This is a genomic window from Dawidia soli (assembly GCF_018598185.1).
GTDB classification, from domain to species: domain Bacteria; phylum Bacteroidota; class Bacteroidia; order Cytophagales; family Cyclobacteriaceae; genus Ohtaekwangia; species Ohtaekwangia soli.
In genome coordinates this window covers 54,792-77,175 of sequence record NZ_JAHESC010000034.1, presented here as the reverse complement: position 1 = coordinate 77,175, position 22,384 = coordinate 54,792, and the positions used below count along the sequence as shown (strand labels likewise).

The 22,384-nt window shown below is 58.0% G+C and carries 16 protein-coding genes; 1 reads left to right on the top strand and 15 read right to left on the bottom strand.

Annotated elements, in window-relative coordinates; translation table 11 throughout:
- The first annotated feature begins 1 nt into the window (after position 1).
- Positions 2-922, top strand: a complete 921-nt coding sequence (gene ctlX / locus KK078_RS20895) for a citrulline utilization hydrolase CtlX (RefSeq protein WP_254092260.1) — start codon at positions 2-4, stop codon at positions 920-922.
- 14 nt (positions 923-936) lie between these two features.
- Here the strand turns inward: ctlX and KK078_RS20890 are convergent, their stop codons facing one another.
- The 15 genes from KK078_RS20890 to KK078_RS20820 all read right to left on the bottom strand — a co-directional run bounded on the left by KK078_RS20890 (position 937) and on the right by KK078_RS20820 (position 22,308).
- Positions 937-2,451: a M48 family metallopeptidase gene (locus KK078_RS20890; protein WP_254092259.1), complete on the bottom strand. Its 1,515-nt coding sequence runs from the start codon at positions 2,449-2,451 to the stop codon at positions 937-939.
- Positions 2,452-2,509: 58 nt separating this feature from the next.
- A complete protein-coding gene (locus tag KK078_RS20885; RefSeq protein ID WP_254092258.1) occupies positions 2,510-4,795 on the bottom strand; it encodes a glycoside hydrolase family 65 protein in 2,286 nt (761 codons plus the stop codon).
- A gap of 33 nt (positions 4,796-4,828) precedes the next feature.
- The gene (pgmB, locus tag KK078_RS20880) at positions 4,829-5,500 is read right to left on the bottom strand and encodes a beta-phosphoglucomutase (protein WP_254092257.1); all 672 of its coding nucleotides are present in this window, start codon (positions 5,498-5,500) and stop codon (positions 4,829-4,831) included.
- Positions 5,501-5,514: 14 nt separating this feature from the next.
- Positions 5,515-6,501, bottom strand: coding sequence for a carbohydrate kinase family protein (locus tag KK078_RS20875; protein ID WP_254092256.1), 987 nt, complete (start codon positions 6,499-6,501; stop codon positions 5,515-5,517).
- 26 nt (positions 6,502-6,527) lie between these two features.
- Positions 6,528-7,478 carry an ROK family protein gene (locus KK078_RS20870; RefSeq protein ID WP_254092255.1) on the bottom strand — a complete coding sequence of 317 codons (951 nt, stop codon included), beginning with the start codon at positions 7,476-7,478 and terminating at the stop codon, positions 6,528-6,530.
- A 93-nt stretch (positions 7,479-7,571) separates the two neighbouring features.
- Positions 7,572-8,189: an RNA polymerase sigma-70 factor gene (locus KK078_RS20865; RefSeq protein WP_254092254.1), complete on the bottom strand. Its 618-nt coding sequence runs from the start codon at positions 8,187-8,189 to the stop codon at positions 7,572-7,574.
- A 193-nt stretch (positions 8,190-8,382) separates the two neighbouring features.
- Positions 8,383-9,471 carry a collagen-like protein gene (locus KK078_RS20860; protein ID WP_254092253.1) on the bottom strand — a complete coding sequence of 363 codons (1,089 nt, stop codon included), beginning with the start codon at positions 9,469-9,471 and terminating at the stop codon, positions 8,383-8,385.
- Positions 9,472-9,508: 37 nt separating this feature from the next.
- On the bottom strand, positions 9,509-12,052 hold the full coding sequence (locus tag KK078_RS20855) for an MBG domain-containing protein (RefSeq protein ID WP_254092252.1): 2,544 nt from the start codon (positions 12,050-12,052) through the stop codon (positions 9,509-9,511).
- A gap of 26 nt (positions 12,053-12,078) precedes the next feature.
- Positions 12,079-12,564 (bottom strand): hypothetical protein, encoded by a 486-nt coding sequence (locus KK078_RS20850; protein WP_254092251.1) that lies wholly within the window; start codon positions 12,562-12,564, stop codon positions 12,079-12,081.
- Positions 12,565-12,605: 41 nt separating this feature from the next.
- Entirely contained in the window at positions 12,606-13,964 is a 1,359-nt protein-coding gene (locus tag KK078_RS20845) for a DUF4302 domain-containing protein (RefSeq protein ID WP_254092250.1), read from the bottom strand.
- 9 nt (positions 13,965-13,973) lie between these two features.
- Positions 13,974-15,287: a DUF4302 domain-containing protein gene (locus KK078_RS20840; protein ID WP_254092249.1), complete on the bottom strand. Its 1,314-nt coding sequence runs from the start codon at positions 15,285-15,287 to the stop codon at positions 13,974-13,976.
- A gap of 25 nt (positions 15,288-15,312) precedes the next feature.
- Complete coding sequence (locus KK078_RS20835; RefSeq protein ID WP_254092248.1) at positions 15,313-16,197, bottom strand: zinc-binding metallopeptidase; 885 nt, start codon at positions 16,195-16,197, stop codon at positions 15,313-15,315.
- A 5-nt stretch (positions 16,198-16,202) separates the two neighbouring features.
- Entirely contained in the window at positions 16,203-17,678 is a 1,476-nt protein-coding gene (locus KK078_RS20830; protein WP_254092247.1) for a RagB/SusD family nutrient uptake outer membrane protein, read from the bottom strand.
- Positions 17,679-17,690: 12 nt separating this feature from the next.
- Entirely contained in the window at positions 17,691-21,275 is a 3,585-nt protein-coding gene (locus tag KK078_RS20825; protein WP_254092246.1) for a SusC/RagA family TonB-linked outer membrane protein, read from the bottom strand.
- Between the two features lie 52 nt (positions 21,276-21,327).
- Positions 21,328-22,308 carry a FecR family protein gene (locus KK078_RS20820; protein WP_254092245.1) on the bottom strand — a complete coding sequence of 327 codons (981 nt, stop codon included), beginning with the start codon at positions 22,306-22,308 and terminating at the stop codon, positions 21,328-21,330.
- Between the last annotated feature and the right edge of the window lie 76 nt (positions 22,309-22,384).

The window sequence follows — 22,384 nt, the reverse complement described above, 5'->3', positions numbered from 1 at the left end:
TATGGCCAAGCCCCGGCAAACAACCTCACACGTGCTTATGATCCGCCCCGTGCGCTTTGGGTACAATGCCCAGACCGCCGTGAACAATGCTTTCCAATCGGCCGAAGACCAGGACGCCCAGGAAAAGGCCCTGCACGAGTTCGACACCTTCGTCGCGTTGCTCCGCGCGCACGGAGTGGATGTCACGGTGGTAGACGACACCCCCGCACCGCACACGCCCGACTCGATCTTTCCCAACAACTGGATCTCGTTTCACGACGACGGCCGCGTGGTAGTGTACCCCATGTACGCCGCCAACCGCCGGCTCGAACGCAAACCGCATGTGCTGGCCGCGCTGCGCCCCCGCTTCCACCTGGCCGGCTCTATCGACCTGTCAAACTATGAACAACAAAACCGCTTCCTGGAAGGCACCGGCAGCATGGTATTGGACCGCGCCCACCACATTGCCTATGCCTGCCTCTCCCAGCGTACCGACGCCGCGGTGCTCGAAGACTTCTGCCGCCGGCTGGGCTATACGCCGCACACCTTTACCGCCACGGACACCAACGGCTATCCCGTGTATCACACCAATGTAATGATGTGCATAGCCGATACCTATGCCGTGATCTGCCTCGACGCCATAGCCGATGCCACCGAACGACAGCAGACAATAAAACTCCTGGAAAGCACCCGCAAGACGATCATCGCCATCACGCTTGACCAGATGAACCGCTTTGCCGGTAACATGCTGCAAGTCGACAACGCCGCGGGCGAACACTTCCTGATCATGTCGTCACAAGCCTACCGCTCCCTGACCCGGGAGCAAATTTCTCAAATTGAACAACGCAACCCCATTCTGAACGCGCCATTAGATACCATAGAACGCAATGGCGGCGGCAGCGCCCGGTGTATGATCGCCGAGGTATTCCTGCCGGTGCAATAACCCCGGCTACGACCTCAGAACTGTGCACGGGGCTTGCCGGAAGGCAGGAACAGAGAAGGCTCCAGCGCGGCGATCTTGGCAGCGCCGCTTTTCATCTCGGCGTACCGCAGGTCGCGGCCGAACCGCTTCTCGTAATTTTCTTTCACTTTCGCCGCCACCTGGTAGCGGCGGGTCTGATCACAGATATGCCATAAAAGGATATAGTGGTCGCGGCACGTAGGATTGAAATTGTCTTTATTGTTGAGGAACTGGAACCCGAGCTCGCCCAGCTCCTGCAAGGTCAGATTATTGAGAAAGGTGTTGACCGACCGCAGCTCTTCGCCATAGAAAGTGGTATAAACCGGCACATGCGCACGAAAGAGCTGCTCGCTATAGTCCTTCCAACGGTATAGTTTGACAAATATGCGCGCGACGGTGCTGGTAACAAAGACATTGCGCGGGTACCGTTGCTTCAGTTCCAGCGCGCGCAGCAGCGCATGGTCCATCCGTTTAAAATCATAGCCGGCTTCCATCGAAGCAAAGGCCGCAAGGTCGATCGCATGCTGTACTTCCGGGCTGGGATGTTCGTTCCTCGGGGCTTTGGACGGCAGGTGCTCCAGCAGCGTCTTCTGACGCAGCAGCACATCCGGGTGGGACTCCAGCGAGTCTACCGAGATCAGGTAAGTATCCTCCGGCCTGCGTGTATACATGGTCAGCGGCGGATGGAGCCAGTACTCCTGGAACGGATAGTTGGCGAACTCGAACGGTTTGAACAGGCGCCGGCCCAGCCGCTCCTTGGAATAATCGCCCGAGTCGAGCACCGACAGCATGCTGAAGCTCGCCCACGTGTCATACCCCGCCCGGTGCATCAGGACCAGCCCCAGCGAATCCGCCTGCATCTCATGCTCGCGCGAATAGCGTTGCGCCGCATAGGCCAGGCTTCGGAGCGTATCGATCGCCTCGGTGGTGATGTCGCCCTGGGCAGCCTGCCGGATCACCTTGTTCGACTTCTGCTGACGGCGTCTTTCGACCGTGTAAAAGAGGCGCTTGCTGCCGTGCTCCAGCTCTTCGTGCGCCATTTCGTGGGCCAGCGTAAAGGCCAGCTCACTGTCCGTATGCAGGTTGGCCAGCAAGGCCGTGGTGATGACGATCGTGCCCTCGCCTACCGAATACGCATTGCAGGTCGTGCTTTTCATGACCAGCACGAGCTGCGGCTTGCGCTTCAACGAGTTCGCGGCCGCGATCGTATTGACGATATCGTCCACCCACCGGTGCAGCGTATCGTCCAGAATAACCAGGCGGTGCTTCACCATCAGCGTCAGCAGCGACGTACTTTTTGCAAGCTCCGCTTTGGCATCATGGACGATCGGTGTCGGTTTGCCGCTTTTCTCCAGCACCTTGTATTGCCGTCGCAGTTGATCGTTGATCATCTCGATCAGATCCGTGGACCGCTTGTCGTACGTGCCCCGCGTCGCATAGTCATACGTCAACTGTCCGTATACAACCGGCTTAACCATTCCGAACAACAGCAATACCAATATCCAGCGCATCCGCCGTGCAGACACCTCACCAACTCGCATAAGTATAATTCAAATCTGTTTCTAACTGTTATTTCAACGACACCGCCGCGCCGTTCACCATGATCTCCAGCGCCGCGCCGCTTTCCAGCCGTGTTTCGACACCGTCCCGGCTGACTTTCACTTTCAGCACCCGGCCACGGAACTCCACGCGGAAAGAATACGATGTCCACTGATCGGGAATGAAGGGCGTGAAGTGCAGCGTGTCCTGCTTCACCCGCATGCCGCCAAAGCCCTTCACCACGCTCATCCACGTGCCCGCCATGGAGGTAATGTGACAGCCGTCTTCCGTATCGTTGTTGTAGTCGTCCAGGTCGAGGCGGGCCGTGCGCAGGTACAGGTCGTAGGCCATGGATTTATAGCCCAGCTTCGAGGCCAGGATCACGTGCACGCAAGGCGACAGCGACGACTCATGTACCGTCATGGGTTCGTAAAAGTCGTAGTTGCGGCGAATGGTCTCCATGTCAAAGTCGTCCTCGAACAGGAAGATGCCCTGCAGCACATCGGCCTGCTTGATAAAGCACGAACGCAGAATGCGGTCCCACGACCACTTCTGGTTCAACGGCCGGTCTTCCGCGCGCAGGTCGCTCACCCGTCGGATCTCCTTGTCGAGGAAACCGTCCTGCTGTAAGAAGATCCCGCGGCGGCTGTCTTCCGGGTAATACATCTTCTCGGCGATCTCGCGCCACCGGGTCGTTTCTTCGGCTTCCTGAAACTGCGTGCGGCCGGCGATCTCTCCAAACCGGCTGGCAAACGCACCCTTCACGTAGTCGATGGCTTCCAGCGTAAAGCGCAGCGTCCACGCTCCCAGGTAATTGGTATACCAGTTATTGTTGACGTTGTTCTCGTACTCGTTGGGCCCCGTCACCCCCAGGATCACAAACTTGTTCTTCTCCGACGACCAGTTGACCCGTTGTGCCCAGAACCGCGCGATACCGATCAGCACCTCCAGGCCGTATTCCGCCAGATAGGCTTTGTCACCGGTGTAGACGATATAGTCGCGCATGGCATACGCCATGGCGCTTGTACGGTGGATCTCTTCAAACGTGATCTCCCACTCGTTGTGACATTCCTCACCGTTCATGGTCACGAACGGGTAGAACGCCGCACCGCGCGTAAAGCCGAGCTTACGCGCATTCTCGATCGCCTTCGGCAAATGTTTATAGCGATAGATCAGCAGGTTGCGCGCCACCGTGGGCTCGGCCGTGCTCAGGAAGAACGGCAGACAGTACGCCTCCGTATCCCAATACGTCACACCGCCGTACTTCTCGCCCGTAAAACCTTTCGGGCCGATGTTGAGGCGTTCGTCCTTGCCGGTATAGGTCTGCATCAGCTGAAAGATATTGAACCGGATCCCCTGCTGCGCGGCAACGTCACCTTCGATCGTAATATCGCAAACCTCCCAGGTATGTTTCCATACCGCCTTGTGTTCTTCCAGCAAGGCATCGTATCCGGTCCGCACGGCCCCATCCAGCACTTCCTTGCTGGCCGCTACGAGCTTATCCTTCGCATGGTTCTCCGACGACAGCACCGCCGCGTATTTATAGATCACGACCTCCTGGTCCTGCTCAATATTAAAGGTCACCTCGTTGCCTGCAAACTTCTCGCGCTCGACAATGTCGGTGCGGTCGATCCTGACCGGTTGCCCGCCGGCGGTGATCGCATACCGCATGGCCGTCGTTACATGAAAAAATGTCTTCTTGGTCTGCGCCGTCACGATGGCACACCCGGCAGAGGCTTCTTTATATACTTCCTCCCAGAACTTCTCGTCGTAGTTCGAATCTTTGTTCACCACGTCGGCATCCACAAAAAGCGACACCGTTGCCTGGTCCGAAAAGTTCAGCGGCGTGACCGCATACCGGATCGCCCCCACCTCGCCGCGGGCCATGCTGCAGAAGCGCTGCGCCGAGACGCGCAGCTTCTTGCCATCCGCCAGGGTCGCCACAAAACTGCGCGACAGCGTACCCGCCTGCATATCGAGCACGCGGCGGAAGTCTTCGATCTTGCACACGGCCAGGTCGAGCACATGCTTGCCCACGCGCAGGTCGAGCCCGATCCAGTTGGGGGCGTTCAGCACCTTGGCAAAGTATTCGGGATAGCCGTTTTTCCACCAGCCGACCCGTGTCTTGTCCGGATAATAGACGCCGGCCACGTAGCTGCCCCGCAACGTCTCGCCCGTATAGGTCTCCTCGAAGTTTGCCCGCTGGCCCATCTGGCCGTTGCCGATGCTAAAGACACTTTCGGAGATCGTATGATAGTGCGGATCGAAACCTTCTTCAATGATCTGCCAGGGATGATGCTTCAAAAACTCTTTCATAGATACATCTGGGGTTGTTTGGAAAGTATAGGGTTAAGGGGTGGCACGGGGTTGCCGCACATCCAGCGTCGCCAGCATCGCCGGGTCGAACGCGCCCGTAGCGGGCAGCACCCGGTCGGCAAGAGGCAACTGCTCCTTCGAGCCGATGCCGATACACGCCATGCCCGCGGCCAACGCCGACTCCACACCGGCTTCGGCATCTTCAAATACCACGCACTGGTGTGGCGCAACGTTCAGTGTACGCGCCGCCAGCAGGAAGATCTCGGGGTCGGGTTTGGTATGTACGATCATGGTGCCGTCTACGATCGCGTCGAAGGCCTGCGCCAGGCCTAACAGCTCGATCACGCGCGGCGCATTCTTGCTGCTGGAGGCCAGGCCGATCAGCTGCCCGCGCCGGCGCAAGTCCTGTAACAACGCCGGCACGCCGGGAAAGATCTCGGCCGGTGTCATGCGCTCGACGTATTCCACGAACCAGCCGTTCTTTTTGTTGGCCAGCCGCTCCTGCTCGTCACGGGCCATGGTAATATGCCCCAGCTCCAGCAGGATCTCCATGGAACGCAGGCGGCTTACGCCTTTGAGGCGCTCGTTGTCAGCCTCGGTAAAGGGAATGCCCAGTTCGGCGGCGAGCCGCTTCCAGGCCAGAAAATGATAGCGTGCTGTATCGACGATCACGCCGTCCAGGTCAAAAATACAAGCCTTGATCAACTAAGTGTACTCGTTTAGGTGGATGATGCATAGGTGTTCCGGATGAGCGCTTCGGTCTCTTCCAGCGATTTAAACACGGTAAAGGTTTTGCCCTGGGTACGCAATGCGCCCAATGCATTGCCATACTGCGCGGCGCCGATGTAGTCGCGTGGATTCTGCAGCAGGCCAAAGCCTACGCCGCCGGCGAAGGAATCGCCGCACCCCGTAGTGTCCACCACGTTGGCGACCGGTACGGCCTGTACCATCTCCTCGCGCAGCTGTCCGCGCACTTTATAGTATACCAGGCATCCGCGCGAGTCGACCGTGATATAGACGCACTTCACGCCCTGGTTCAGGCAGTGCTGGGCAAAGTCCCGCAGCGCGGGGCGGTCTACTTCTTCTTCGGGCGGACAGGAGAAATCCTGGGTTTCATATTCTTTCTTAAAGCACGATGCATGCGCTTCCTCCAGGTTCATCTTGAGGACGTCGATGTAGGGCAGCCACTGGTCGCGATCGATCCAGAACTTGCGCTGGCGCTCGCCGTTGATCAGGCAGGCCGTTGTCGGACCGTGCGCGTCGAAGATGACGATGCCCTTGCTTTTTTTCTTCAGGAACTTGAGCGTCTCCAGCGAGATCTCGTAGTCGCTGATGGGAATAAAAACAAACACATCACAGTCCACCAGTTTCTTGACGTCGTCGGGCACGATCGGATCCATAAATCCGGTCTGGCGCTCCAGGCGGTTGTTCATGTCGAGAAAGCGCAGGCTGATGATGTCGCCCTGATCGTTGCGCGTGCCGAGGTGTTTGAGGTTGATACCTTTATACCCGGCAAAGACTTCGCGCACGTTGTCGAGGTCCACCTGGCGCAGGTGGCTTACCGGTACGATCTCGATCTGATCGCCGGCCATGATCGAAAGCGCAATGACCGGGTGTGTGACACAGCCCCATTTTTGAATGAGGTGCCCCTGATGCGTGACAATGTGGTCCCGGGGGATCGGACCGAGGATCGCTATTTTTTTCATACCGGTTGTATAGTCTGGGCACCTTGCTATACAGCGTCAGCTACCAGAAAGGCCGCCCCGAAAACGCCCGCGCTATCGCCCAACACCGGGCGCACGATCGGCGTATCGAGCCGGTCGTTGAACACGTTTTGTTTTACGGCATCCCGCCCCCGGTCGTATAGCAGGTCGATGTTTCCTACACCGCCGCCAATGACGATCACATCGGGGTCGAGGATGTTGATGATCACGCTCAGCGCCTTTCCAAAGAAATGCACCAGCCGGATCATGGTCTTCTGGGCCGTTGGATCCACCTTGGATTCCGCCAGCGCTACGATGTCCTTTAAGGGCTTGTTGTTTCCTGTCTCCTTAAAATAGTACTGCTGCAACGAGGGGCCGGAGATGACCCGTTCCACACAGCCTGTCTTTCCGCAGTAGCAAGGGCCGCCGGAGTCATCTAAAAAATTATGCCCCCACTCACCGCCTATACCTTGCAGGCCCGCGATCGAACGGCCGTCGATCACCACGCCGCCACCCACGCCCGTGCCCATGATCACGCCGAACACCACCCGTGCCTCCGGATACTCCTGCTTGACAATACCCAAACGGGTTTCCGCCAGGGCAAAGCAGTTCGCATCGTTGGCCAGGCGCACCGGCACCCCGAGCACACGCTGAATATCGGCCGCCATAGGCTTGCCATTCATCGCCACCGTGTTGCAGTTCTTCATCGTGCCGCGCCGCGGGTCAACAGTGCCGGGCGTAGCAAAACCTATCATCTTCGGCTCCGTACCCGTCGCCGCTTTCATCATCTCCACCAGCGTGCGTATCTGCTCCAGGATGTGCTCATAGCCCTGGTCCGCTTCCGTCGGAACACGGTCGCGAAACAATACCGCCGGATCCTCCGCCGATCGCAGAACAACTCCTTCTATCTTGGTTCCGCCCAGGTCTATCCCCCACAGGTTCTCCGCGCCCGGATCCGCTTGCTGCTTCTTTTTCGCCATACTCTTCGATACGACAATTTAGTCGAAATCCGGGCATTCGCAACGGTCGTTCGTCACCGGTGACAAAAAAATAATAACAGGAAAAGCGGTGCGTTACACCAGTAACGCGAACAGCCACAGCCGTGCGCCGGTCGGCCCATCGGTATAATCGGCGGCTTTGTGCAGTAAATTGGAGCGAAGCAGCTTGAGGGCGTATACAATGTGATTCTCCACCGTTTTCTCCGCGACGCCCAGCTGCTCGGCAATCTCGCGGTATTTCAGATTCTCAAAACGGCTCATCTTAAACACCTTCCGGCATTGCTCCGGCAGGCGCTCGATCTCCTGGTACAACAGCTCTTTCAACGCATGGTCTTCCACCAGCGTCTCGATATACGCTTCACTGATCTCCTCGGCCATACGCAAATGGTGCTGGGCAATGTTCTTTTGCCGGTTCACATGGTTGATGGATTGATTGATCACCGCCCGGTACAGGTAAGCCTTCAGGGCCCGGGCCTCGGCAATGGCCGCCGGCGACTCCCACAGCTTTAGGAAAACATCCTGCACCACCTCTTCTGCCACCGCCGCGTCCTTCACATACTTCAGGGCCGCCAGCAGCAAGCCCTGGAAATAGTGCGAATAAAGCGTGGTGAAGACATCGTGATCGGCATTCCGGATGCCCGCCAGGAGCTGTTCCGCCGTATATTGATCGATCGACCTCTCCCGCCCCTTCATCCTCTTTGCTTCGGAAACATCCACTAATGTAAAGATTCATACGGGTTTATACAAGAAAGCGTTTCGATTCGACCCAACGCAGTGTAAAATGAAAGAAGGTGCCCACCGGACACCTTCCGTGCATATTTAATCGGGCAACTGGTATTATCCCCACGGAGCGAAAGGTTCTGATTCCTCGCGCTCGTACTCACACTCACGCTCCTCTTCGCCCCACGGCCTCCTGATATACCGGGGTGCCGGAATTGAATTTGCCGGTAATGGTCAGATCATGACCGGTGCTGTTCTGACCGTGGATCAGGATCGGCCCCATCGGGCTGCGCCCGCCCATAAAGCCGCGGTATTTGCTGATCGTGATCGAGAAATCGAAGCTCACCACACCATCGGCCTGGCTGAAGTTCGTGATGGCAAAGGCATCGGCCGGTACTTCGTCTACGTATTCGTACAACGGCGTACCGTCGTTCTTCTCAAACACGTGCTTCCCGAACTCATCGTTGTACACAAACCTGATCTCATGATACTTGTCGAATAGCGCACCGTCGTTGAACTGCTCACCGTTGATCTCATAGTATTGCAACGCACCCGTCTCGGCATCATACGCAAAAACGTAGTCCACACCCGCCAGCTGCAACGGAAACGCATAGCTCAGCAGCGTTTTGCCCGACGCATCGTAATATTCCATGTACGCCACCTGGCCGGCGTTGTTATGCGCAAAGTTATAGAGGCCGTTGTGATCCGGAGCGATCTCGATCACACGATCATAGAACGCGTCTTCCAGGTGAGGCTTTGCCTCGAGCCTGAACACCTGCGTGGCGCTCAGCCCCTTGGTGAAATATACCTGCAGCTCGCCGGGAACAAACCCCGCGCCTTCCGGATTGTTATACAGCCACAGCTTCATAAAGCCCTTGTCGAGTGGTGCCGACATGTCTACACCGGATTGCTGCGCCTCCTGTACCATCGCATCGGCAATAGCCCCCGCCGCAGTCTCGAAACGTTGCAGCAGCACCTGATAGGTTTCGTATTCCTGATCGCCATAGACATACTGAAAGTTGAAAGGTTCTTCAAACGCCGCACCGTCACGGCGCGTGCCTTTGATCGTGCCCTGGAAATAACCGTTCTTCGCGGCAGCATCCGCGCCGTCTTCACCGTCGGCGCCCACCGCACCGTTGTCACCTTTATCGCCTTTGGCGCCCGCCACCCCGGGGTCGCCATCTTCACCGGAGCAGGCCATGAGAACCGATGCCGCCACCAGGGCGAACACGAAGAGTCTGAAAATTTTTACCATAAGTATAAGTAGGATTTAGGATGAATGATTCAAAGGATTACCGAACCACCTGGGCACGCTTCACAATACGCTCCGCCGTATCCGTGGTGATCTGGATCAGCAGCATGCCCGGCGCATAACGCGTCACGTCAAAGACATGCTTGCCGGCCGGTTTGCTAAACGCGCGCTGATCGACCACGCGCCCCTGGGCATCGAGCAGCACGATCGAACGCATCCGCCCTTGCCTGCTTTCTACCGTCAGCGTATTGCGCGCAGGCACCGGGTATACCGCCACCAGCTTGTTGTGCGGATCTTCCACCCCCAGCACCGCATCGCGGATGATCATGTCGCCGGCGGCCTGACCCTGGTACGACGGGTGATCGATCGTCGCGGTTACATAGTATTCACCGATCTCCACCGGCACATCGGTCGTATTGTTGTAGGTAAAGACCACCGGCAAGCCCGCAGGCTCTGTCGTAGCCGTCACCGGCTGCGGCGCGCCGCTATAATTGTGAGTGCCCAATCCATGAAGCGTGATCGATGCCGGCGCTTTGCCGATCTTCACCCGGCCCGTAGCCGTACCGGCATAGGTACCGTCGCTCACCCGGGCCGTGACAAAGTACGTTCCGCCGGCCACAGGCACATCCGCCACACCGTTGTACAGGATCTCCACCGCCAACCCTGCCGGCGTTGTCTGGGCCGTCACCTTACGTTCCTGACCGGTATACTCAAACGAACCTGTGCCCGACAGCGTAACAACAGCCCGCTGCGCGTACACATGTTTATATAAACCTACGTTCGTGGCCACATATACCACGTTGTCGACCACCCGCAACCCGCGATACACGTATCCCTCGATACCGCCCATCTGCTCTTCCCACGCCGCATCTTTATTCACGGCATAATACACCCGGTTCGGCGTGGTCGCATACAAATGCCCCTGCGCGTCGATCGCGATGTCGTTAAAAGACGTTCCCTTATCGTTCGGAACATCGACCAGCGCAGGCTCGCTTTCGGGACCGGCCAGGTAATAAATGCCCGCTTCCGTCGCCAGGTACACCGCTCCCTCTACGGTGGTCGTAATGGTATTGATCACGACATTATCCAACCGGTGGATGCCGGCCGACTGCCCACCGTCCTGTGAAATATAGAGGCCGTCGTCAGTGCCCATGTAGAGCGTGCCTTTACCATCCTCGGCCAGCACGCGCAGTACGAAGGTAGGCCCGATCTTCAACTGGCGACTGCTCTCGTAGGTCTTCGAGTCGATGCGGTACAATCCCTGATCGGTCGCCACAAAGATGGAGTCGTTGGCCGTCACCAGGATATCGGAGATCCGCTTCACCGACTCGTCAAAGCCGATCGACCACCAGCCCCATCCGTTGGTAAAGTCGATAAAACGGTACGCCTGCACCCAGGGTGCCCCCAGCACACCGCCAAACATGCCCACCAGCAAGTCGCCGTTGTCTTTGCTTTCGTAACAGGTGATGATCCCCTCGCTGTTGCCGATCACGGGCGTCCACGTCGCACCCTGGTCGGGCGACTGGTATACCATGTTCCCTTCGGCAATAACCGCCACAGTGGAATGATGACCGGTGATCATGCCGATGTCCTGCGGAATGGCGGTCTGCGTAAAGCTATACGGCTTTGTATCGGACGATGTCCAGAGGCCGTTAAACGAAGACACGACATAGTGATGTCCGACCGGATCGTACTGCGTACCGCCGTGGGCACTGCCCGAGACGACCTTCTCCCAGTTCGTATTGTTATCGGAATAATACACGCCGTTCCCGCTGATGCTCACAAATACCTGGTCGCCGTTCAGCACCGAGACTTTACGCGCCTGTGCGCCGCCCATCACCTCGTCCGCCAGCGGCGCCCAGCCGTCGGGTTTTCCGTCATCGGCGTAATTGATATAAAGCCCGTCTTCCGAGGTACCGGCGTATACATCCCCGTTGGCCGCCGCGGCCATACTGAGGATCGCATTCGCATCGTCGTTCATCGCCGCGGCATGCCACGTCTCGCCGTCGTCGTCCGACCGGTATATCCCGCGCCCCGTACCGGCATACATCGTGCCGAGCTTGTCCGTACACAGCGTAAAGATGAACGAGCCGTACTGCGTCTCGTACGGTTTCCTTTGCCAGGTGAACACGCCCGGCTTGGCACCGGGCATCATCTTATAGATGCCGCTGCTCGTGGCCGCAAAGAGCTCTCCCTGGTCGTTCTCGGCAAAGTCGCGTACCTGTGGGTTTTCCTCCAGGCCATTGTTCATGACTTCCCAGCTGTCGCCGTTGTCGGTCGAGGAAACGACAATGCCGTCGGCATTGCCAACGTACACCACACCGTCCTTTTCATAGATGGCCAGGATGGTGCCGTACTCCGACCAGACGATGTCCCACCGCGTGCTGTTCGGCAGCTTGCGGTAGAGCTTCCCGTCGGAAGCGCCCGCATAGTAGGTGCCGTCATCGCCGATAAAGAAGTTCCACAAGGATATCCCGTAGGGACCATCGCTTTGTGTCCAGAACGACTGCGCGCCCGCACCCAGGCAAAGCACCGTCAGCAACACCGCTGTGAGGAGACTCTTGAAGAGTAAAGATTTTTTCATACTACTGATTTATTAGGTCGATAAACTCAATTACGTTCCAGGGTCACGACATACTCACCCGCTAGCGACAAAGCGCGACCGCCCTCCAGGTCATCGGCCTGCAGGGTGAAGCGCAGCACCAGGGCGTCGTCCTCCAGCGTTGTTACCAGCACGGAAAAGTCGCCGTCCAGCGTCAGTACCGTGGCGCTGGTGCCCGCCCAGGCCCACGTGCCGGTGTTGCGCCACAGCGGTTCACTGTGGGCGCCTGTATAAGTACCGTTTGCGGCAAAGACGATCTGCAACCCGGCATAGTCGCCGGTCACATCGCTGCCGTCTCTTGTCACCGAGCCGTGGGCCCCCAGCGTCCACGTGCCAGGCAGCGTCTCGCGGGGGTCCACTGCTTTTTTATCGTCATCGTCGCTACACCCCGACAGCACCGCCACAATAACGGCCAGCGAAAAGGTAATAATGATGAGGCCGATGCGGTAAGCATTCCGCTCCAGGGCCTCTGCAATCCAATCCAGCTTTTTCATAGAACAATAAGGATATAGGTTATAGGATCTGTAAATAGGTTTCATCGTGTGAACCAAAGCCCGGTGAAGTAAAGCTCGGGATCGTCCACACTGATATACTGCGGTATCACACCTCCCAGCTCCTGGTATGCGTCAAAGAACTCCACGCGAAAACGATGGTTCTCCAACAACCCCAGGATCGTCGGCATATGGGGTTGGACCGCACGCGCACGGGCGCCTTCTTCATCATCGGGTGTGCCGGTGAACGCAAAGTCGAAGACACCCTCGGCAGTCTTGGTGTATTTGTACTGCATCTTGCCATGAACATAGTCGTCCTCGGGGTTGACGTAGTACACATACAGGTCCATCGTATTGTTTTCGATATGAATATCCGGCACGACATAGATCAGGCTATAGTTCTCCTGCATCGCGCCGTCGTCATCCTTCATCCACAACGTGCGGAACTTCGACGACCAGCCGGGCAGAAGCTGCACGCCCGGCGAAGGGAATGCCGCACCGGGAGGATATTCCGTCCCCAGCAGGTAATGCAGCGGGATCACAGGAATGTTAGCTTTCTGCAGCGGTTGCGATGCGCCATTGTATACCACAGACAACTGCCGGGTGTCGTCATGCCATGCCACGTCTTGTAAAGTATTCCCCGCCACGGAGAAGGGGCTCTTCAAGCGCATTCCCCCGGGTGCGTACGCATAGTCACTGCCAAAGAACTTTACGTCGTGCCCCTGCAGGTACGTGATATACACCCCGCGTGTAGCCGGGTTCACCGCAAACTGGATCAACAGGTCCGGCGAAGGCTGCAGGTACAGGTAGTGCACCGCAGCCAGGTATCCCGACACCGACTTCATAGCGTTGCGCAGCGCACGGCCCTCATACGCGGCACGCGTGCCCGCGCTGGCCTTTACCAAGCGCAGCTCATCACCGTATTGGTTGCCCCGCAGGTAGAGCGTATCGCCCCGCGTAAACGAGTAGCTATAGGCCTTGTCGACACCGGGGTTCTTGCCGCCGGGCACGCGCGCCAGGTTCGAGCCGTCGGCAAATACCAGCGACGGATTCACCGTCTGTGTCAGCTCCACCGAATAAGGCGAATGACTCGGCGTCTGCGCCGCGGTGGTATCGGTGTCGGCATAGAGCGTCACCTCACCCCCGCCCAACGTCAGGAACAATGTATACACCTTGCCCGTCAGCGGCCGCAACGTAGCCTCCCATCCTTCGGGCGCAGCTTCCAGCTGTTGCTTGAACGCTGCCAGGTTTTCCTCCGGGTCACTATACGAAGGCGTAACCGGGATCGTCATGTCCTCATCGTTGCTACACGCCGCGAGCGAGGCAACAGCCACAAGGCCGACGGCAAGTCGCCGCACCGGCACCCGCAGCATGGAGAAAATAGAATATATATCCGTATGCATAAAGATTCGTTAGTTGAAGGCGCTTCCAAAGTTTCCGGAGAAATACATCGCGGGATTCTCCACGCATTTCATCTGGCCCACATATCCCTGGTCGGTCTTGAGGTACTCCATGCGGAAGCGATAATTTTCAAAATAGAACAGCAGGGGTTCTGTCACGGGCCGGATGTATTCGGCGTTGCCGTTGGCCTCGTCATAGGGCGCGAATTTAAACACCCCGTCCGCCGACTTGGTGTATGTATACGGATACTGCGCCACATAATACTGCCCGGTGGACAGCGCCTTGAAGTATACGTTGTAGTTCAGGGTCTTATTCTCGGCATTGAAGTCAAACTCCATGTAGCTCAGCCCCAGCCCCGCGTTTAAGAAGGCATTGGCCATGGCGTCGCCGATCGTCTTGAACGTCTGCGACCATCCGTCGATCTGCTTGGGCGGCACGGAGATCACGGAAAAGTCTACCCCCAGGAAAAGGTGGAGCGGCAGTACCGGGTCCGCCGCCGCGCGCAGATCCGTGCGCGTGCCGTTCACCAGGATGTAGTATGTGCGTTGCGCCGCGTCAAAGAATACTTCCTGAAAAACAATGTTCCGGTATTGCAGCGGTCGCTGCAGGTAGAGGCCCTTTGGCGTATACCCGAAGGGCGCCGAACGGATGTTCAGCGTATCGCCCTGCTTGAACGACAGCGAAAACTTCTTCGCATCGTGGTTGAAGCTCGTATTGAGACGCTTGCCGTCGTTCGACTGGATGTATACAAACGGGTTGGCCTCGCTATACTTGTTCACGGCATCGGCCGTCGTCTGCAATGCGCCGTCGTGAAACTCCTGCGCCTCCGCCTGCGTGGCCTTGATCATCACCAGCGGCGTACCGTGCTGGTTGCCTTTGAGATAAAGCGTATCGCCGTGCGTCGACTCGAACGCAAACTCGAAGTCCGACAGCAACCCCTGCCCCAACACACCGCCCAGCGTATCCGGGTTGGGATCCGACAGGATGTGCAGATACGAATAGGTATCAAAGAACAGCGAAGGCCGCTGCACCGCCTCCAGGCGGAACGAGCTCTCATACGGCTCGGTGGCGCAGTCGCGGTTGATGTCGGCCAGCATGGTCACACGGCCTTCATCCGAAAACTCGAACAGAAAACTAAAGCCACCGCCCAACCCGGGGAACACATACCCCTTCCAGCCATAGGGACTGTCGAGCAGCTGGGCACGGTACGCCGCCAGCATCTCCCGGGTCCGGTCCTCGGGGCGGCCGAGCAACGCCGTGTCGTCTTCGTCACGACAGCCGGCCACCACCGACAAGAACAATAAGAAGTAAAATATCTTTTTCATGTATAGTCTTAAATCGTCTGTTTGATCATTTTGTCGCTGCCGCAATGGCCTGCTGCGTAGCCGCCTGCAAGGCAGCAAAATCGATATTCCACGACTCCTTGAAGTACGCCACCACAAACGCTTCTTTCCGCCGCAGCAACGCCTGGGCCTCCGGCGAAGCCTTGGCCACGATCGCCTCATATCCTTCTTTACCTTCTACCAGCATCGTCGAGATCATCTCCACAAAGTCCTCGTCGGTGCTGGCCCGCGCATACGGCGTGATAAAGCCCAGCGACCAGGCCGTTTCATCCGGCGTGTTGTACCACGTGGCCGTATACCCCGAAGGAGTGATCTGCTTGAACTCGCGCGGGTACAAAATCGTCTGGTGCAGAATGTGGGCGAACTCGTGGTGGATGGTGTGCAGCATCTGCTTCACCGCCGGCACATTGGTTTTCTGAAAGTCGTTGATCACAAAGAGCGTCACTTTGCGCCCCGACTCGGCTTCCCCCAGCACCATCGTGCCGTCGTTGTTATACTCGGCGCTCCCCACCAGCACAAACTGCTTGGGCGCGTGCGTCTTGATAAACGCCTCGCCGGCCTTGGCCACATAAGGCTCGATCCACGTCTTGCGGATCACCTCCATGACGGGGATCACCTTGTCTTCCTTCACCGGCACCAGCACCTTGTTGTTCGGCAGCTCAAACGGCGTCCATTTATAGTCCACCGCAATGTTGTACGGCGCCGTGTAGTGCTCCTGCAACCACAGGTCTACCGCCGTGCGTGCTTCCTGGCTTGGATCCAGGAACGAAACGTCGAGGTCTTCATCTTCCTCCCGGCAGCCCGCCACGGTAAACACCAGCGCCAGGCACAACAGCCACGCACCGCGCGTGAGCGCGGCCTGTATAGAGGTATAATTCATCAAAGTGTTCATGGAGATTAGCGGGGGTTTAATTCAAGACCGGCCATTTGTGCTTCCTGCGGGATCTGAATGACCCGGCGCGGATCGTTCGGCCCCAGCGTCATGATATTCTCGCGGTTATACGGCGTATGCACCACCGGCAATCTGTGCCGCAGTATATCAAACCAGCGCAGCCCCTCACAGAGGAACTCCACGCGTTTAAAATCCAGAACGGTCTGGATCAGGGCCGCCTCCAGGTCCTGCGTGGCATGGAAGCTCAGCATCCGCGGCCGCGTAATGACGTGCTGCGCCGGATCGTAATACGGAGCGTCATAATCGTTTACGATGATACGGGTACTGGCAAAGTCGTTCAGATCTTGCAGTGCCGCATCGTATTGCCCCAGGCGGGCATTCGCCTCCGCCCGGTTGAAGAGCACTTCTTCCGCCGTAAGCAACGGCACCATGTTATAGGGGCTGCCAAAGTCCGCATTGGGATCCTCCTTCACAAAATGCTCGCGGAACTTCGGCGTGAACAGCGTCTGCTCGTTGCCATAGAACATATAGCCCCACAAGCCGCCCGTTACATTGTCGTCCCAGATAAACGTGCGCAGCATGTGCGAGCTGAAGCCGTACCGGTAGCCGCGCAGGCTTCGCGCCCAGAGTGACGGCGTCTCCACCAGCAGCAGGTTGGCCGGCACATCGGCCTTGGTATACTCCGCCAGCTTCACCGCAGGCTCCAGCGCGCGGTATGCTGCCGAGTTGATCGGGCGCAGGCTCGGCAGGATCACCCCGCCCGGAAATGCCAGGTTTGCATGCTCCACCACCCGGGCATAGTCTTGCTTGAACAGGTAAAACCGCGACGCGAACGCGTGTGCCGCCGACGTGGTAAAGTGATACTTTCCGGCGCCTTCCTTGTACGACATGTTGTCCAGCAGCGGTATCCCCGCCAGCAGGTCCTGCTCGATCTGCTCATATACCGACGCCACCGTGCCACGCGCATACGGCTTGGTCACCTGCTTCTCGGGCTCCGTCACATACGGAATGCCCGGGTCGCTGGCGGCCGTGGCCGGGTTGTACACGCGCGAGAAGAGCGTCACCAGCATAAAGTGTGTATACGCCCGGGCCACCAGCGCCTCGCCTTTCGATGCCTGGTATTCTTCCGGATCAGGAGCCTGACCGATCGCCTCCAGGGCGTGGTTGGCCGCCGCGATCGCCGTATAGGCCGCAAACCAATAATAGTCGGGCGTGTCTTCGTTCCGGTCGGGCACATCGTTAAAGAACCACGGCTCGCGGTTGATGAGCTCGCCCCCGCTCAACGCCTTATCTTCGGCATTGTCGGACATCGCCTCCAGGAACGTGATATAGTTGGCCCGCGGATAGGCCGTCGCGACCAGCTCCGCCACCTTCTCCGGTGTGTTGAGCTCCGTGCGCTGGTCGGGCAGGTGCTCGAGGTAATCGCTGCAGCCTGTCACCAGGGCGAGTACCGGCAGTATAAAAAAGAGCTTCGTCTTCATGATATCGTTAGATTAAAAACCGGCTTTCAGAGATAAAGTATATTGTTGCGGGATCGGAAGCGCCACACCCCCCGAGGTAAAAAACTCGGGGTCCTGGCCTTTCAGCCGCTTGTCCGAGTACAGCAGCAACGGGTTGTTCGCCACCAGGCTGACCGACATATTCGTGGCCCGCATCGCCGAGACCCACGGCGCCGGCACCGTATAGCTCAGCGACACCTGCTTCAGCCGCACAAAGCCACCGTCGGCAATGCGCACATCCGAATAGTTGTACACCGCATAAGGATTGAAGCCACCCAACGTACCGGCCGTGCGGCTATCCAGGATCGACGGGATCTGCGTATACCGTTCGTCGCCGCTCGTCATCCACCGGTTCAGGAATTCCTTGGGCGTGGCATCCAGGTCGGTATAGCTGCTGTTAAAGGCCGGATTGAGACGGATCTTATTGCCCGCGCTGAACGTCACCAGCGCCGACAAGGTGAAGTTGCCATAGCGGAAAGCGTTATAGAATCCGCCGGTCGTTGTCGGATCGACAGGGCCCGCATACACCAGGTGCCCGGTCTTATCGCTCTGCAAAAACACCTGGCCGCTCTCCTGGCCCTGCTCGTTGACAAAGTACGGACTGCCGTTCTCCGCATCCAGCCCGCGGAAGTCCACCGAGAACAACCCGCGGTACGGATATCCTTCCTTCGGTCCGCCGTCAGACGACACCAGCTCCCAGATGCTCGGGTTGCTCTTCAGGTTCGTCACGCGGTTGGTATTGTGGGCAAAGGTCACCTGGGTTTTCCAGCCCCAGCGATCGTGGTTCACCAACGTGGCGCCTACCGTAACCTCTACGCCGCGCGAGCGCATGTCGGCATAGTTGGCCAGCTTGATGAACTCGCCGCCGATACCCGCCGTACGCATCGGGCTGATCAGGTCAAAACCGTCGCGGTTATACCAGTCCACCGTCACCGTCAGCCGCTCGTTCAGCAGGCCCGCGTCGATGCCGATGTTCGTTTCATACTGCTTCTCCCAGGTCAGGTCTTTGTTTTCCAGGAACCGGATATTCGTAACCGACTCCAGCTCCGGCAGGTACGGCCGCGTGGCTTTGTTGGTCAGCAGCACCAGGCTCGAGTTCGTCGCCGCCCCCATGCTGGCCGTCAGACCATACGTGGCGCGCAGCGTAAGCCGGTCGACCAGCCGCTGCTGCTGCATAAAGTTCTCCGTGTCCAGGTTCCAGGAACCGCTGATGTTCCAGGTAGGCAGCCAGCGTGCATTGCGCGACTTGCCCAGCCGGTTGGAACCGTCATAACGCAACGTCGCGTTGGCGTTGTACTTCCCCCGGTACGAATAGCTGCCATTGATCATGCCCGCCAGAAAACGGTCGTAGTTCATGCTCATGCCGTAGAAGTCGAAGTTCCCTTCCACCACCTGCTTGATGATGTTCGGATCGACATACGGCACACCGCCCTTGTCGAACTGGTAGCCATACCCGTAAAAGAATTTGTTCTGCCGGTCCGCATACCGCAGCTCCTGCGAGGCGAACAAGCGCACGATGTGTGTCTCGTAAAAGGTCTTGTTCCACTCCAGGGTATTGCGCAGGTTATAGCTCACCAGGAAGTCGTCTACCGTGTTATAAAAACCACCATAGGGCAATACCACCACCGGTTCCGCTTCCGGATCATCCGGGTTGGTATACAAGAACCGGTTGCTGGCGCGGATCGTCGCATCGCCCGCCGCGCGGTACGCCTCCGCCATGTTGGAGTGCTCGTAAACCTTGTGCTCCTGGTTGGTCTTGGCATAGCGCAACGCGCCCAGGAAAGTATATTTCAACGATGGCAGGATCTTATACGCCACATCGCCCTGCAGCTTCAGGTCGATCATCGACAGGTCCAGCGTATTGTTGGCCAGCTCGTGAATGATATTGAAGGGAGCGAAATTGCGTTTGAAGAACTCCAGGTTGCTGTGCTCGTCATAGGGGGTCAGCGTGCGGCTCGTGTTCAGCGCGTAGCTGAAGGGGTTGATATCAAAGTCGCGGTCGTACTTACCTTCCACCGGGTTGCTGCGGCGCGTCACGGTGCCCGGGGCACGCTGATCGCGGATGGAGCCCTGCGTGATCAGGCCCACGCTCAGGCGGTCGGTAATGGTAAAGTTCGCGCGGGCATTCCCCGTAAACCGTTTTACATTGTCGCCGATCGTCCACCCCTCGTCTTTCAGGAACGACGACGAAAAGTATAGCTGCGACTTCTCCGTACCCGACGAGATGCTCAGCGAGTGTTCCTGCATAAATGAATTGCGGAACAACACATCGAACCAATCGGTGTTCTCGCGGCCGTAGCGTTTTAAGAATGCAGCCTTTGCCTCCGGCGTGTTCGCCAGGCCGAAAGCTCCCGCCTCCGCATTGTAGGAGTCGATCAGGTCATACATCTTTACATATACCCCGCCGCTCGCCATGCGCTTGCTGTTGCCAAAAAGCTCCCAGCCCTTCGTATCCAGCTCGGCATACATCGCCATCTGGTCGGCCGAGTTCATGATGTTAAAGGTGTTGTACGATGGCTTCAGGTACGTCGAGAAGTTCCCCGTGTACGATACCAACGGTTTGCCGATGCGCCCCTTCTTGGTGGTGATGACGATCACGCCGTTCATCGCACGCGCACCATACATGGCCGTGGCCGAGGCGTCCTTGAGGATCTGAAAGCTCTCGATGTCGTCGGGGTTCAACCCGGCCACCGACGAGCCGATCAGCGTCTTGGTGTCACCGGTGGACAGCTGCTCGTTCGAAATGTTGACCACATCCTCCAGGATCACACCGTCGACCACCCACAGCGGCTTGTTGTCGCCGGTGATCGACGTCGCCCCGCGGATGCGGATCTTCGGCGCGGTACCGAATGTGCCCGATACATTCTGCACTGACACACCCGCCGCACGCCCCGCCAGCATCCGGCTCACGTCGTTGATACCGTCCTGCTTCACGTCGGCACCTTTCAGGTTTACCGTAGAACCCGTAAAGAGCTTTTTATCGACGTCCTGGTAACCGGTCACAACCACCTCGCCCAGCACGTTCACGTCCTCCTGCAACGTTACATCGACCGTCGAGCGGCCGGAAACCGGTACCTCCTGCGTGGTATAACCGATCATGGAGACCACCAGCACGGCGTCGTCCTTCACCAGCAGCTGGAACGACCCGTTCACGTCGGTGATCGTTCCGTTTGTAGTACCCTTTTCCACCACCGACACGCCCACCATCGCCGAACGTTTACCGCCGACCACTTCCGTGATCGTACCACGAACAGACAGATCGTCCACCGCGCGCGAGCGTTGCAGGATCACCTGATCGCCGACGATCTTATAGACAATGCCTTTGCTGTGCAACGCACGAAGCGATGCTTCCAGCGAGCCCGAGGGATCGCTTTCGATCTGCAGCCCGCGGTTGATCTCGCCGGCATCGTATACGAAGCTGACGTGGTGCTGCTCTTCCAGCCGTTTGAGGAATGCCTCCAGCGTTTCCACCCGGGGCTGGCCCAGGCTGGCCTGCAACGGTACCGGCAGCCAAAGGACTGTCAGTAGCAGGAGTAAGCGGAATGGGTGTGACTTTCTCCGGTAGAGATTTTCATACATAGTGAATGAGATTAAAGGATTTGGATGGGCTCTGTAAAGTCGTAAGGCAATATCAGGGAAGATTCCGGATGACGACGCGCGAGTCGGTATGTTCCACGGCAATGGGATACGTCGCGGCTAACACATCGAGCACTTCGTCCAGCCTGTTATTCCGGAAGCTCGCGTTGAACTTGCGAAAGTTGGCAATGGAATCTTTCAGGCTGATCTGCACGTGATAGTAATCTTCCAGCGAGGTGAGCACCTCTTGCAGCGAAGCATCGACAAAGCGAAGCTCGTGCGTGATCCACGCGTCGGCATTCCGGTTGGTGGCGTCCACCGCCTGCAGCGTGTGCGTCTTGCGGCGAAAGATGGCGCCGTCGCCCGCTTGCAGTATAGACGCCGCGTTGCCCGCGGTGAACCGCACCGTGCCGGTGCGCACGCCGACATATACCTGCTCGGCGCTGGCTTGGATAGTAAAGCTCGTGCCCAATACGGTCACGCTGGAGCCATCCAGTTGCACCGTAAAAGGCCGCCCGGGGTCATGCGATACGGAAAAGAAAGCGTTGCCCTGATCGAGGTATACCGTGCGGGCATCGCCCGCGATGCGGTCGGGATAACGCAACGTCGTGTTGGCATCGAGAAAGATCCGGGAAGCATCCGCCAGGCGTACAGAATCGGTCATGCCCGCCGCAGTCGTACGGGTAATGTACGACACGCGCGAAGCCGCATACCACCACCAGGCCCCCACGCCCACGGCCAGCACTGCCGCCGCCCGCAAGGCCCAGCCCCACAGCGACACCTGACGTACCGGCGGGGTATAGCGCGGATGCGCCTTTAACCGCGCCGACAGACGCGCCGTAGCCTCACGCACCGGCAATACGTCCAGCGACCGCACGTCGGCCGACGAGGTCCATAAGAAGAATACTTCCTGGTAAAAGGTTTCGTGATCGGGCGACTGCCCGCGCATAGTTTCCATCGCTTCCCTGGCCACAACGTTCTCCGGATCGTTCAGATACTGCACGATCGCGCGGAGATACTCCTCGTCAACACGCATGGTTAGATATTTGTCCCCTAAGACAAATAAACCAACCCCACCCCACTAAAGAATTCTGAAGTTTTTTAAAATAAAA

Coding starts and splice junctions, on each gene's coding strand:
- KK078_RS20835 (WP_254092248.1), bottom strand. CDS start 16,197: ATGAACACTTTGATGAATTATACCTCTATACAGGCCGCGCTCACGCGC.
- KK078_RS20870 (WP_254092255.1), bottom strand. CDS start 7,478: ATGGCGAAAAAGAAGCAGCAAGCGGATCCGGGCGCGGAGAACCTGTGG.
- KK078_RS20865 (WP_254092254.1), bottom strand. CDS start 8,189: ATGAAGGGGCGGGAGAGGTCGATCGATCAATATACGGCGGAACAGCTC.
- KK078_RS20860 (WP_254092253.1), bottom strand. CDS start 9,471: ATGGTAAAAATTTTCAGACTCTTCGTGTTCGCCCTGGTGGCGGCATCG.
- KK078_RS20845 (WP_254092250.1), bottom strand. CDS start 13,964: ATGCATACGGATATATATTCTATTTTCTCCATGCTGCGGGTGCCGGTG.
- KK078_RS20875 (WP_254092256.1), bottom strand. CDS start 6,501: ATGAAAAAAATAGCGATCCTCGGTCCGATCCCCCGGGACCACATTGTC.
- KK078_RS20890 (WP_254092259.1), bottom strand. CDS start 2,451: ATGCGCTGGATATTGGTATTGCTGTTGTTCGGAATGGTTAAGCCGGTT.
- KK078_RS20885 (WP_254092258.1), bottom strand. CDS start 4,795: ATGAAAGAGTTTTTGAAGCATCATCCCTGGCAGATCATTGAAGAAGGT.
- KK078_RS20850 (WP_254092251.1), bottom strand. CDS start 12,564: ATGAAAAAGCTGGATTGGATTGCAGAGGCCCTGGAGCGGAATGCTTAC.
- KK078_RS20820 (WP_254092245.1), bottom strand. CDS start 22,308: ATGCGTGTTGACGAGGAGTATCTCCGCGCGATCGTGCAGTATCTGAAC.
- KK078_RS20855 (WP_254092252.1), bottom strand. CDS start 12,052: ATGAAAAAATCTTTACTCTTCAAGAGTCTCCTCACAGCGGTGTTGCTG.
- KK078_RS20840 (WP_254092249.1), bottom strand. CDS start 15,287: ATGAAAAAGATATTTTACTTCTTATTGTTCTTGTCGGTGGTGGCCGGC.
- KK078_RS20830 (WP_254092247.1), bottom strand. CDS start 17,678: ATGAAGACGAAGCTCTTTTTTATACTGCCGGTACTCGCCCTGGTGACA.
- ctlX (WP_254092260.1), top strand. CDS start 2: ATGGCCAAGCCCCGGCAAACAACCTCACACGTGCTTATGATCCGCCCC.
- KK078_RS20825 (WP_254092246.1), bottom strand. CDS start 21,275: ATGTATGAAAATCTCTACCGGAGAAAGTCACACCCATTCCGCTTACTC.